This is a genomic window from Actinomycetospora sp. TBRC 11914 (assembly GCF_012933465.1).
GTDB lineage: Bacteria > Actinomycetota > Actinomycetes > Mycobacteriales > Pseudonocardiaceae > Actinomycetospora.
This window is the reverse complement of the sequence record NZ_JABBND010000008.1, coordinates 17,717-29,899: the sequence shown is the minus strand read 5'-3', so window position 1 is coordinate 29,899 and position 12,183 is coordinate 17,717. Positions and strand designations below refer to the sequence as shown.

Sequence of the window (12,183 nt, the reverse complement as noted above, 5' to 3'; positions counted from 1 at the left end):
GTCTCCCCACACCCGACCCCGCGCGGCCCGACGCGTCCAGACCCCGCGGTGGTGACGTGGCTGCCGCGCCCCTGCCCTACAGGGCCGGCAGCGTCTGTGCCTGCCCGAGCAGCGGTCGGAGGGGATCGCCCGCGGTGGCCAACCGGTCGGGCAGGGTGCGGATCGTCCAACGGTCCGGTGCCAGGTCGGGATCGTCGAGCTCGTCCCAGCGCAGGGTCGTCGACACCGGGGCGTCGGGCGCGGGGCGGGGGCTGAACGGGGCCACGAGGGTCTTGTTGATCGCGTTCTGGGTGTAGTCGAGCCGGGCGAGCCCGTGGCGGCGGTCGGTGTGCCACTCCCACGACACGAGCCCGGGCGCGGTCTTCCCGACGGCGCGGGACAGCTTCTCGACCCAGGCGCGGGTGTCGTCGAAGGTGTAGCCGTCGGCGATGGGCACCCAGATCTGGACGCCGCGCTTGCCGGTGACCTTGGGCGCCGCCGCGACCTGCAGGTGCTCGAGCGCGGTGCGGTAGAGCCGGGCGAGGAGCAGGACGTCGTCGAAGCCGACGGCGGGCCCGGGGTCGATGTCGATCAGCGCCCACGTCGGATGGTGGACGTCGGGCAGCCGCGAGGTCCAGGGGTGCAGCTCGATCGCGCCGTGGTTGGCCGTCCAGACGAGCGCGGCGGTGCTGTCGAGGACGACGTAGTGCTGGGTCTCGTCGGGCGCGGCCTCCGGGTTGTGCCAGCGCCGGAGCCAGTCGGGGGCGTGGCCGGGGACCTCCTTCTGCCAGAACCCCGGGCGGGCGACGCCGTCGGGGAAGCGGTGGAGGTTGACCGGGCGCCCCGCCAGGTAGGGCAGCAGGAACGGCGCGATCCGCGCGTGGAACCGGACGAGGTCGCGCTTGGTGAGCGGCGGCCCGGCCTGCCCGGGGAAGAGGACCTTGTCGAGGTTGCTCAGCACGACCTCCCGGCCGCCCACCGACCACGGGCCGCCGTCGCCGAGGGCGTCGAGCGCGGCCAGATCGTCGTCGGTGGCCGCGACCTGCAGTCCGGGGTCCGACGCGGCGAGCGGCACCTCGGCCTGCGCGGCGGGGGCCTCGCTCTGCCACATCGCCGCCGGTGCCGCGGCGACCTCGTCGTTCGTGCGTCCGGTGAGCACCGAGCGCGGGTGCTCCTCGGGGTCCCAGCCCTCCTGCGCGTGGTCGTCGTGCTTGTGCACGAGGACCCACTGCTCCGCGCCGGGCCGCTCGCCGTCGCGGGCGCGGCGGCGCACCAGGACGAAGCGTCCGGCGAGCTTCTCGCCCTCCAGGTCGAGGTGGATCTCCCCGGCGCGGACGGCGGCCGCCGGGTCGTCGGTGTGCGCCGGGTGCCACACCCCGCGGTCCCAGACGATGACGTCGCCGCCGCCGTACTGGCCCTTCGGGATCACGCCCTCGAACAGCGCGTAGTCCATGGGGTGGTCCTCGGTGTGCACCGCCAGGTGCCGCGCGGAGGGGTCCAGCGTCGGGCCGCGCGGGACGGCCCAGCTCGCCAGCGCGCCGTCGATCTCGAGCCGGAAGTCGTAGTGCAGCCGGCGGGCACGGTGGCGCTGGACGACGAAGATCGGCGCGCCCGCGGATGGGGAGCCGCCCGTGGGCTCGGGGGTCGCGGTGAAGTCGCGCATCCCCGTGTAGGTGGCCAGCCGGTCGACCCGGGTCTCCACCCAGTCGCCCGACCGCACCCCGAACACGTAGGGGGAGGCGCGGCGCTTCGCCACGATGCCGCGCAGGCCGTACCCGCGCGCGACCTCGAGCACCTCGGCGGGGGTGGAGTCGGTGAACGACGGCGGCACCTCGGCGCGGGACCCGAGGTCGAGCGCCTCGAGTCGCGCACGGCGCTCGTCGTACGGGCGATCGTGCAGCTCGTCGCCGTCGACGGACGGCAGGTCGGTGGCGTACAGCGTCACCGGGGCGGCGGAGCGCAGCTCCTCGTCCGGGGTCGCGGCCGCCGCGCGCCGGGCGAGGCGGGCCGCGTCGGGACGACCGTGGGCGTCGAGCACGACGACCTCGCCGTCGAGGACGAGCTCCCGCCCACGGCCCACCTCGGCCAGCTCGGGGTAGACCGCGGAGAGGTCGGCGCCGTCCTCCCCGGTGACCACGGCACCGTCGGGACCGGTCCGCAGCAGGACCCGCACGCCGTCCCACGCGAACTCCACCGCCCAGCCCGCGCCCTCCGGCGGGTCGCCGGGGGTCGCGAGCATCGGCCGCGGGGTCACGGTCGTCAGCCGGCGGGCTCGGTGCTGCTGCCGTCCAGCTGCGTCTTGAGGTTGGCCAGGGTCTGCTCGAGCCCGGCGCGGATGCCCGGACCGTCGGCGTGCTCGGTGTGCAGGGTGACCGTCACCTTCGACTCCTCGTCGCCGATGCCGGTCACGAACAGTTCGCCGTGGTAGCCGCTGGCGGACTCGGCACCCCACCGGACGTGCTTGGCGTCGGGGTCGGCGTGCATCCACGCCTCGCCCTCGTAGGTGTGCCCCTCGACGTCGGCGACCACGTGGACGTCGTCGCCGCCCTCGGCGTGGGCGTCGCGCATGCTGTCGAAGAACGACGGCAGGTTCTCCACGGCGGACACGTAGTCGAAGACGACGTCCGGCGGGCGGCGGATGGTGGCGGTGTGCTCGTAGTCACCCATGCCGGCGGCTACCCCGGGGCCGGGTGCGGCGAACCCGGGCACGATGTCGTCCCGTGACCGAGACCCTGCTCATCACGGGCGCCGCCGGGCGCATCGGCGGCATGCTGCGCCCCCGCCTCGCCCGCGCCGACCGGACCCTGCGCCTGCTCGACGTCGCCGCGATCGACGACCCGGGGGAGGGCGAGGAGGTGGTGACGGCGTCGGTCACCGACCTCGACGCGCTCACCGCGGCGTGCCGCGGGGTCGACGCCGTGGTGCACCTCGGCGGGATCAGCGGCGAGGCGGCGTGGAGCGAGATCCTCGACGTCAACATCCACGGGACGTTCACGGTCTTCGAGGCCGCGCGACGGGCCGGGGTCGGGCGGGTGGTGTTCGCCAGCAGCAACCACGCCGTCGGGTTCCACCCGGCCGTCGACCCGGTGCCCGACGACGTGCCGCCCCGCCCGGACACGTTCTACGGCGTGGCCAAGGTGACCGACGAGGCGCTCGGCAGCCTCTACCACGACCGGTACGGCCTCGACGTCGTCTGCCTGCGCATCGGGTCGTGCTTCGAGGCCCCGCCCGACGCCCGGGCGCTGGCCACCTGGCTCTCGCCCGGCGACGTCGCGCGGCTCGTCGACGCCGCGGTCACCGTGCGGTCGCCGGGCTTCCGGATCGTCTGGGGCGTCTCGGACAACACCCGGCGCCGGTTCTCGCTGACCGCCGCCGCGGAGCTCGGCTACCGCCCGGCCGACGACGCCGAGGTGTTCGCCGACCGCGACCTCGCCGCCGACGCGTGGACCGACGTCTTCGTCGGGGGCGGGTTCTGCGGCGCGCGGTACGACGAGCCCGGGGTGTGACCGCTGCTCGGCCCCTCGCGCGTGATCAACAGACCTGGACGGCGGTGGTGGGCCTCGGAACACCACCACCGAGGTCCGCTGATCACGGGCCCGGCCGCTCCGGCCCTCAGTGCCTGAAGGGCAGCTCCTGCACCTTCACCCGCTCCGGTTCGATGACCTCGACGATCGAGGAGCGGACCGGGAAGTCCGCGCCCGTGTAGCGGCGGCTCATCCGGTCCATGATCTCGATCGCCTCGTCGCCGTGGATCTCCTCGACGACCCGGCCCCGGATGATCACCGAGCGGTACGGGTTGTGCTCGTCGGCCACCGAGATGCCGATCCGGGGGTCCCGCCGCAGATTGCGGATCTTCAGGTGGGCCTGGGTCGAGAAGATGGCGAGCCGGTCGTCGTCGAGCACCTCGATCCAGACCGGCGAGACGTGCGGCGAGCCGTCGGCCATCAGCGTGGCCACGTGGGCCATGTTGCGGGCGCTCAGCAGCTCCCTGACCCCGGGGTCCAGCGACGCGACCATGGCTCGACCCTAGACGCACCTCGTAGTCCTTTTCTAGGATCAGTCGGTATGACGATGACGGTGGTGTCGCAGCAGGAGTGGGACGAGGCGTCGGCCGCGTTCCGGGAGCGCGAGAAGGAGGCGACGCGGGCCCGCGACGCCCTCGCCGCGGCCCGGCGCCGGCTGCCGGCGGTGGAGGTCGACCCCGGGTACCGCTTCGTGGGTCCCGACGGCGGGGCCACCCTCGCCGACCTCTTCGACGGCCGCCCGCAGCTGGTCCTCTACCACCACATGCTCGGCCCGGGCGACGACGACCCGTGCGCCGACTGCTGCCTGTTCACCGACAACGTCGGGCACCTCGACCACCTGCGCGCCCGCGACGTGACCTTCGCGCTGTCCTCCCGGGCGCCGATCGCCGAGATCGAGGCCTTCCGGGCCCACATGGGCTGGGACGTCCCCTGGTACGAGGACGTGGACGGCTTCCGGGACGCGATGCGCGTGCCGGGGTTCCAGCTCGACGTGTTCCTCCGCGACGGTGATCGGGTGCTGCGGACCTACTCCACCTCCGGGCGCGGCGTGGAGGCGCTCGGCAGCACGTGGACCTTCCTCGACCTCGTGCCCTACGGCCGTCAGGAGACCTGGGAGGACACCCCGGCGGGCCGCCCGCAGTCGGCGCCCTACGTGTGGTGGCGCCGGCACGGGCAGTACGGCCCCGCCGTGTGACGCGGCGCGCCTGTGACGCGGGCCCGGCCCGGGAGCGCCGCCGGCCTCCGCACCGCGACGATGTCCCCATGTCGGACTCCGCCGCCGTGCCCTGCGCGCTGACCCACCCCGGGGCCTACCCGGTCCTCCGGGACGTCGCGCCGCGCTACTCCGACCTCGGGCCGGACGGGATGATCTCGGCGACCGGGCTGGCGCGCTGGTTCGAGGACGTCCGCGTCGCGGTCGAGCTCCCGGCGTTCCGCCGGCTCGTCGAGGACGGCGAGTTCGGCCCGTTCCGGGTGCTGCTCGCCGCCCAGCACGTGGACCGGCGCGCGCCGATGCGCTGGGATGGCAAGTACCGGATCGGCGTCGGGATTCGCCGGGTCGGCAACTCGTCGTTCACCTACGGCTACGGCGTCTTCTGCGACGACCGCTGCGTCGCCCTCGGTGACACCGTCACCGTCTTCGCGACGGAGGCCGGGCCCGCCCACCTGCCGGACGCGCTGCGCTCGGACCTCGCCGGGATGGTGCTCGACGAGCCCGACGCGCCGACGTCCCTGCGCCCGGGCCCGGAGCGGCGCGATCGCGCCACCTACCCCTTCGCCGTGTCGCTGCGCGCCCGGGTCGGCGACATCGACACCAACCGCCACGTCAACAACGTCGTCCTGCTGTCCTGGTACGCCGACGGCGTCGCGTCCCTGCAGGACGAGGTCCTCACCTCCGGGTGGGGCGGCCCGCCGCCGGAGATCGCCCCGCACGCCTTCCGGGTCCAGTACGTCGCCGAGGTGGGCTACCCCGCGGAGTACGAGATCGGGGTGGCGGTGCTCGGCCAGGACGTCGACGACGACGGCGTCCCGACGGTGCACTACGGCCTCGGCGTCTTCCTCGGGGACCGCTGCGTCGGGCTGGCCGACGCGACCGGGCGCCGCGGGGACCTGCCGGCCGACGTCCTCGACGCCTGGCGCCCGGCGCGCTGACGGGGCCGCTGCCACGATGCGGCCATGGCCGATCGCATCGAGGTCCAGCGCACCCTCCCCGCCGCGCCGAGCGAGATCTTCGCGGTGCTCACCGACCCGGTCGGCCACGTCGCCGTCGACGCCGCGGGCATGCTGATGGACGCGACGGGGGAGCGGGTCACCGCGGTCGGGGACGAGTTCGTCGTGCACATGGACCGCGAGGCCCTCGGGGACCGCCCGCTCGGCCGCTACGACGTCACGGTGACGATCACCGCGTTCGAGCCGGACCGCGAGATCGCGTGGACGGTCACCGGGGTCGCGCGGCCGCCGATCGGCCACGTCTACGGATACCGGCTCGAGCCGGTCGACGGCGGCACACTGGTCACCTCGTCCTACGACTGGTCCGACATCCACCCGGAGTGGCGCGAACGCGACATCTTCCCGGTGATCCCCGCGCAGGCATTGCGGGCCACGCTCGGCATCCTCGAACGCGTCGTGCGACGGGGGTATCGCTGAGCCGGGGCGTGATGATCACCTCGTGAGATGACTTCCGGACCGGGAGTCGTATCCCAGATCATCCCGACGCGTTGTCCTGGGCGTGACCCGTTGCTCCGTCCGACGGATGACGCTCCCCGTGCTGGCCCTGGTCTCCGCCCTCGTCCTGGCGGCCTGCGGCGGTTCGCAGAGCGCCGGCCCACCCAGGACCGCCCGCGTGGAACGCGCGGCCGTCAACACCGGCGTGGAGTCGAGCGGCTCGGTCTCCGCGCTCGGGTCCACCAACCTCGGCTTCCCGACCGGCGGGCAGCTGACGTCGGTGCGGGTCTCGGTCGGCGACCAGGTCACCCCCGGGCAGATCCTGGCCACCATCGACGACTTCTCCGCCCGCCAGCAGCTCCGGCAGGCGCAGTCGCAGCTCGCCGCGCAGCAGGCGAACTACGACCGGGTCGCGGACGGCACCTCGGTCGGCGGCGCCCAGAACTCCGTGGACGCGGCCGCGTCGGTGGTCTCGGCGACCAAGCGGCAGGCCGACGCCACCCTCGCCGCGGACGACGCCGCGATCCGGGCGGCCCGCGCGGCGGTCAGCCAGGCCCAGGCCGGCGTGGCCCCGGCCCAGGCGGCGCTCACCGCGGACAGCGCCGCGTGCGCGCCCACCTACGGCACGACGCCCCCCGCGCCCTGCCAGCGCATCCCGGTCGACCAGTACGCCGTGCTCCAGGCCCAGCAGGGCGTGCAGACCGCCCAGCAGCAGCTCGCACAGGCCCAGCAGAAGCGCAACGTCGACGCCGCCGCCGGCAACCTCCAGGTGGCCAGCGCCCGGCAGGGCCAGGTCAGCGCGCAGAACGGGCTCGACTCGGCCAGCGCCGACCGTCCCAACAGCCTCGATGCGGCCCGGGCCGCCCTGGACGGCGCCCGCACCCAGGTCGCCCTGGCGCAGCGGGGCCTCGACAACACCACGCTGCGCGCGCCGGTGGCGGCCACGGTCTCGGCCCTCAACGGGGCGGTCGGGGAGTTCATCACGCCGTCCTCGGCGACCACGCCCTTCGCGCCGGGGGCCGACGCCCCGATCCCGGGCGCGGCGCAGGCGGCGGGTGCCGCCGCGGGCGCCGCGGCCGGCGCCGCGTCGCCCTCGCGCCCGGGTGGCACGCAGTTCCTCGTGCTGCAGAACCTGGCCCACTTCTCCGTCGTCGCGCCCTTCCAGGAGGTGGACGCGGCGAAGATCGCCCCGCAGCAGCACGCGACGATCTCCCTGGACGCGATCCCGGACCACACGTTCGACGGCACGGTGCTCTCGGTGGCGCCCTCGTCCACGGCCCTCGGCGGCAGCGTCGAGTACTACGTGACGATCGCGCTGCCCGACGGCGACCCGCGGGTGCACGACGGGCAGTCCGCGCGGGCCACCGTCATCACCGCCTCGTCCGATCAGAAGATCAGCGTGCCGAATGCCGCCTTGCACCGGCAGGGGGACAAGGCCACGGTCACCGTCGTGGAACCCGATGGCAGACAGGTACCGACCCCGGTGACGACCGGACTCGTCGGTCCCGACCGGACCGAGATCACCAGCGGCCTCTCCGAGGGCCAGCAGGTCCTGCTGGGCGGCGGGGCGTGAGCGCCCCCGAGGCCCCCGAGGGGAGCGCGGGCACCACGGTCGAGGACGGGACGCCCGCCGAGGGCACCGCGACCGAGGAGGGCACGAAGCGCCGCGGTCTCAAGCGCTCGACGAAGATCGCCCTGGCGGTCATCATCATCCTGGCGCTGCTGGCCGCCGCGGCCTTCACGGCCAACTACTTCATCAACTCCAGCAAGGTCGTCTCCACCGACAACGCCCAGATCGACGGCACCCAGATCCCGATCGTGGCGCCCACCAGCGGCACGCTGGTCGGGTGGACCGGCTCGATCGGGACGGTGCTGCGACGCGACCAGGTGGTCGGCCGCGTGCAGCAGCAGGGCGCCTACGTGCAGCCCCAGCTGCCGATCCGCGCGCCCGCCGCGGGCACCATCGCGAACTCCGACACCACCGAGGGCGCCTACGTGACCGCGGGCGCCCAGCTCGCGATCGCCTACGACCCGGCCAACGTCTACGTGACCGCCCGCGTCGACGAGACCGACATCAACGACGTCGAGGTCAACCGGCCGGTCGACTTCACGGTCGACGCCTACCCGGGCAAGAGCTTCCACGGCACGGTGCAGGAGATCCAGGGCGGGGCGGCGGCGGTGTTCTCGCAGTTCCCGCAGTCCAACTCCGGGGGCAACTTCCAGAAGGTCACCCAGGTGATCCCGGTGCGCATCGGCATCGACGACGACCAGGGCCTCGACCTCATCCCCGGCATGAACGTCACGGTGAGCATCCACAAGCCGGGCGACTGAGGGTTCGCTCAGCGATTCTGGGAGACGTCTCCCACATCACTGAGCGCTCTGGTCCGCCTCGTCCTACGGTTTCGATCGGGTGACGTGACGCTCCTCGCGAGCGACGCGTGACGCCGAGGCCCCCGGGCATCCCCGGGGGCCAGCCGTCTGCGAGGAGGAGAGCCCCCGCATGTCGACCGAGACCGAGGTCGGGGCCGGCCCGACCACGCTCGACGACGGACACCCCGGCTCGACGCTCCCGGACACCCGGGAGAACGGTCACGCTCCCGCCCGACCCACCACCGAGGAGCCGCGCGACGGGGCCCGCCGTGACGGCGCCGCGGCCGCCACCGCTCCCGCGAAGCCGGCCCGGCCGGCCGCCCCGGAACAGCCCGGCCCGCAGTCGAACTGGCTCGTCCCGCTGCTCGTGCTCGTCGTCGGCATGTTCATGTCGGTGCTCGACATCAGCATCGTCAACGTCGCGATCTCGACGATGCAGAACGACTTCGGGGCGACCACCGACCAGATCCAGTGGGTCTCGACGTCGTACTCGCTGGCGGAGGGCGTCATCGTCCCGGCCAGCGCCTGGCTCGGGGCGCGGCTCGGGCTCTCCCGCGCCTACATCTTCGCGATGATCGGCTTCGCGATCTTCTCCGCGTTCTGCGGCCTCGCGTGGGACGTCCACAGCATGATCGTGTTCCGGATCCTGCAGGCCATCCCCGGCGGCATCATCCCCGTCGTCGCGCTCTCGATGCTCTACAAGATCGTCCCCAAGAAGAGCATCGGCGGGGCCATGGGCATCTACGGCCTCGGGATCGTCTTCGCGCCGGCCATCGGCCCGACGTTCGGCGGCTACCTCGTCGAGTACGTCGACTGGCGCCTGATCTTCTTCATCAACGTGCCGGTCGGCGTGCTCGGCGTCCTGGGCGCGGTCTTCCTGCTGCCGCGCTTCCGGCCGGAGACGGGCCAGAAGTTCGACGTGCCCGGCTTCCTCGCCATCGCCGTCGGGGCGTTCTCGCTGCTCCTCGCGCTGTCCGAAGCCCCGACCTGGGGCTGGACCTCCTACCCGACGCTGATCCTGCTCACGGTGGGCGTCCTGTCGCTGGCGCTGTTCGTCGTCATCGAGCTCGAGGTCGACCAGCCGCTGCTCGACGTCCGGGTCTTCACGAGCTGGGCCTTCACGAACTCGCTGATCCTCATCGCGATCGTGTCGGTCGGCCTGTTCGGTGTGCTGTTCTACATCCCCGTCTACCTGCAGCAGTTCCAGGACATGGGGGCCTTCGACACCGGCCTGCTCCTGCTGCCGCAGGCCCTCGTCATGGCGGTGATCATGCCGCTGGCGGGGCAGATCTACGACCGCTTCGGCTCGCGGTGGCCGGCGGCGATCGGGCTCGCGATCGTCGCCTGGACCACCTGGGACATGGCGACGCTGACCACCGACACGCCCCACGGCCACCTCGAGCTGATCCTCGCGATCCGCGCCGCGGGGATCGGGCTCGCCATGATGCCGATCATGACCGGCGGCATGGCGTCGCTGCCCCCCGAGTTCACGTCGAACGGGAGCGCGTTCAACACCGTCGTGCAGCGCACCTCCTCGGCGATCGGCCTCGCGGCGATGACCGCGCTGATGACCCTCCAGCAGGCGCAGGGGCTCGCCGACCGGTCGGGGCTGATGTCGTCCGCGACGACCTCGGGCACCGGCTCAGCCGCGTCCGGCGCCGCGGGCGGGTCGAACAGCGCGTTCGTGCAGCAGTACTCGATGTACGAGAGCCTGCAGAGCCAGGTCTTCATCACCGCGCTGAACGATCTGCTCATCGTCACCGCGATCCTCACCGCGATCGGTGTGCCGCTCGCGCTGCTGCTGCCCAGCGGGAAGCCGGCGGCCCAGGAGGGCCCGCGGGTGATCGAGGGCTAGCGGGGAGGGCGCCGCCCTCGCGGAACTGTTCGTGCGGGGGCTCTGAGCGCTCACCGCCGGTGGTGCTGCACCCCGACGAGGTAGGCCTCGGCGAGCCAGCCCCGGAACTCGTCGTCGAGCTCCGCGGTCGAGGTCAGCCGGACCGCGTGCAGCACGTTGTGGGCCGAGTAGACCTCCACGCGGCGGAACCGCGCGCTGTCGACGACCCGCGCGAGGACGAGGTGGCCGTCGAGCCAGCGCCGCCGGGGGACGAAGGCCGCGAAGCTCATCCGCGCGTGCAGCGCCACGCGGGTCCTCTCCGGCAGCACCTCGACGGGCCCCAGGGCGCGGACCGCCGCCACGACGCCGTCGAAGACGGCGCGGACCGCGGGCTCGCAGCGGGCGAAGTGGGCGTCGAGGTCACCGAGCGCGCGACACGTGTGGACCTGCCCGGTCGCGGCGAACGTCCGCCCGCACGACGGGCAGCGCCACATCGCGCCCGGAGCCGTCACGGGATCAGCGTCCTCCTCGCCGGACGGTGCCGGGAGGCCCCGACTACGGTCCCGGCCGTGACGCTCCGGTCGATCGGGCTGTTCGTCGTGGCGGCGATCCTGGAGATCGGCGGCGCCTGGCTGATCTGGCAGGCGGTCCGGGAGCACCGCGCGTGGTGGCTCGCCGGGCTCGGCATCGTCGCGCTCGGGCTGTACGGGTTCGCCGCGGCGCTGCAGCCGGAGGCCTCGTTCGGCCGGATCCTCGCCGCCTACGGCGGGGTCTTCGTCGCCGGCTCCCTGCTCTGGGGCGTCGTCGTCGACGGTTTCCGGCCCGACCGCTTCGACCTGCTCGGCGCGCTCGTCTGCCTCGTCGGGGTCGGCGTGATCATGTACGCCCCGCGCTGAGCCCCTCCCGCGACACCGTGGCGGGAGGGGAGGATGGCGCCGTGGGCCCCGACCTCGACGAGCTGCGCCGCCTGCGCCGTGCCCGTGACCGGATGGACCGGGAGTACGCCGCGCCGCTCGACGTCCCGGCGCTCGCGCGCACGGCGCTGATGTCGACGGCGCACTTCAGCCGGCGCTTCCGTGAGGCCTACTCGGAGACGCCGTACTCCTACCTGATGACCCGGCGCATCGAACGGGCCCAGGCCCTGCTGCGCCGGGGCGACCTCACGGTCACCGAGGTGTGCTTCGCCGTCGGCGCCACGAGCCTCGGCTCGTTCTCGAGCCGGTTCACCGAGCTCGTCGGGGAGACGCCGTCCGCGTACCGCGCGCGGGCCCACGACGCGCTCCGGGCGCTGCCGACCTGCCAGACGATGGCGGTCACCCGGCCCCGGAAGGGCGACCCCGCCCAGGTGAGCAGTTTCGGAGAAGCCGCCGCGACCGACCCCGGCCTAGCGTCCCGGCCATGACGATTTCCCTCAGCGGGGTGCACGTGGCGGTCGACGACGTCGACGCGGCCCTCGCCTTCTACCGCGACACGCTCGGCATGACGGTGCGCAACGACGTCGGGAACGACTACGGCCGCTGGGTCACGCTGGTCACCGACACCCAGCCCGAGATCGGCATCGTGCTCTCGCCGCCGCACGCGGGCCGGTCCCGGGAGGACGGGGACGCGCTCGCCGCCCTGCTGGCGAAGGGGTCGCTCGGCATGGTCCAGATCCGCTGCGACGACCTCGACGCGATGTTCGACAAGATCGCGTCGGCGCCCGGCGTCGAGGTGCTCTCGGAGCCCACGAGCCAGCCGTGGGGCGTGCGGGATGCCGCGGTGCGCGACCCCGCCGGCAACATGGTGCGGATCGAGCAGGCCTGAGGGTCCGGC

14 protein-coding genes are annotated in these 12,183 nt (G+C 73.6%); 10 read left to right on the top strand and 4 right to left on the bottom strand.

The annotated features are described in order from the left end of the window. Positions 1-76 precede the first annotated feature (76 nt). Together HH311_RS14185 and HH311_RS14180 are read right to left on the bottom strand one after the other, a co-directional pair. The gene (locus HH311_RS14185; protein ID WP_169184321.1) at positions 77-2,218 is read right to left on the bottom strand and encodes a DNA polymerase ligase N-terminal domain-containing protein; all 2,142 of its coding nucleotides are present in this window, start codon (positions 2,216-2,218) and stop codon (positions 77-79) included. A gap of 20 nt (positions 2,219-2,238) precedes the next feature. Continuing rightward, positions 2,239-2,646, bottom strand: coding sequence for an SRPBCC family protein (locus HH311_RS14180; RefSeq protein ID WP_169184320.1), 408 nt, complete (start codon positions 2,644-2,646; stop codon positions 2,239-2,241). Positions 2,647-2,699: 53 nt separating this feature from the next. Here HH311_RS14180 and HH311_RS14175 point away from each other — a divergent pair, with 53 nt between their 5' ends. Further along, a complete protein-coding gene (locus HH311_RS14175) occupies positions 2,700-3,485 on the top strand; it encodes an NAD(P)-dependent oxidoreductase (RefSeq protein ID WP_169184319.1) in 786 nt (261 codons plus the stop codon). Positions 3,486-3,591: 106 nt separating this feature from the next. Here HH311_RS14175 and HH311_RS14170 read toward each other — a convergent pair whose 3' ends face one another. Continuing rightward, on the bottom strand, positions 3,592-3,996 hold the full coding sequence (locus tag HH311_RS14170) for a PPOX class F420-dependent oxidoreductase (RefSeq protein WP_169184318.1): 405 nt from the start codon (positions 3,994-3,996) through the stop codon (positions 3,592-3,594). A 48-nt stretch (positions 3,997-4,044) separates the two neighbouring features. On the opposite strand from HH311_RS14170, the gene HH311_RS14165 reads away from it, so the two are divergent. The 6 genes from HH311_RS14165 to HH311_RS14140 all read left to right on the top strand — a co-directional run bounded on the left by HH311_RS14165 (position 4,045) and on the right by HH311_RS14140 (position 10,392). Next, complete coding sequence (locus HH311_RS14165) at positions 4,045-4,698, top strand: DUF899 family protein (protein ID WP_169184317.1); 654 nt, start codon at positions 4,045-4,047, stop codon at positions 4,696-4,698. A gap of 68 nt (positions 4,699-4,766) precedes the next feature. Next, positions 4,767-5,654: an acyl-ACP thioesterase domain-containing protein gene (locus tag HH311_RS14160; RefSeq protein WP_169184316.1), complete on the top strand. Its 888-nt coding sequence runs from the start codon at positions 4,767-4,769 to the stop codon at positions 5,652-5,654. 24 nt (positions 5,655-5,678) lie between these two features. Continuing rightward, entirely contained in the window at positions 5,679-6,149 is a 471-nt protein-coding gene (locus tag HH311_RS14155; protein WP_169184315.1) for an SRPBCC family protein, read from the top strand. A gap of 106 nt (positions 6,150-6,255) precedes the next feature. Further along, the gene (locus HH311_RS14150) at positions 6,256-7,740 is read left to right on the top strand and encodes an efflux RND transporter periplasmic adaptor subunit (RefSeq protein ID WP_169184314.1); all 1,485 of its coding nucleotides are present in this window, start codon (positions 6,256-6,258) and stop codon (positions 7,738-7,740) included. After that, entirely contained in the window at positions 7,737-8,498 is a 762-nt protein-coding gene (locus HH311_RS14145) for an efflux RND transporter periplasmic adaptor subunit (RefSeq protein ID WP_169184313.1), read from the top strand. The genes HH311_RS14150 and HH311_RS14145 overlap by 4 nt, the downstream gene beginning before the upstream one ends. A gap of 169 nt (positions 8,499-8,667) precedes the next feature. Next, positions 8,668-10,392, top strand: coding sequence for a DHA2 family efflux MFS transporter permease subunit (locus tag HH311_RS14140; protein WP_169184312.1), 1,725 nt, complete (start codon positions 8,668-8,670; stop codon positions 10,390-10,392). A gap of 50 nt (positions 10,393-10,442) precedes the next feature. Here HH311_RS14140 and HH311_RS14135 read toward each other — a convergent pair whose 3' ends face one another. Further along, a complete protein-coding gene (locus HH311_RS14135; protein WP_169184311.1) occupies positions 10,443-10,883 on the bottom strand; it encodes a DUF5655 domain-containing protein in 441 nt (146 codons plus the stop codon). 57 nt (positions 10,884-10,940) lie between these two features. On the opposite strand from HH311_RS14135, the gene HH311_RS14130 reads away from it, so the two are divergent. The 3 genes from HH311_RS14130 (at position 10,941) to HH311_RS14120 (ending at position 12,174) form a co-directional block, all read left to right on the top strand. After that, positions 10,941-11,267 (top strand): YnfA family protein, encoded by a 327-nt coding sequence (locus HH311_RS14130; protein WP_169184310.1) that lies wholly within the window; start codon positions 10,941-10,943, stop codon positions 11,265-11,267. A gap of 92 nt (positions 11,268-11,359) precedes the next feature. Continuing rightward, a complete protein-coding gene (locus HH311_RS14125; protein WP_169184500.1) occupies positions 11,360-11,773 on the top strand; it encodes a helix-turn-helix transcriptional regulator in 414 nt (137 codons plus the stop codon). Continuing rightward, on the top strand, positions 11,770-12,174 hold the full coding sequence (locus tag HH311_RS14120) for a VOC family protein (RefSeq protein ID WP_169184309.1): 405 nt from the start codon (positions 11,770-11,772) through the stop codon (positions 12,172-12,174). The genes HH311_RS14125 and HH311_RS14120 overlap by 4 nt, the downstream gene beginning before the upstream one ends. Positions 12,175-12,183: the final 9 nt, after the last annotated feature.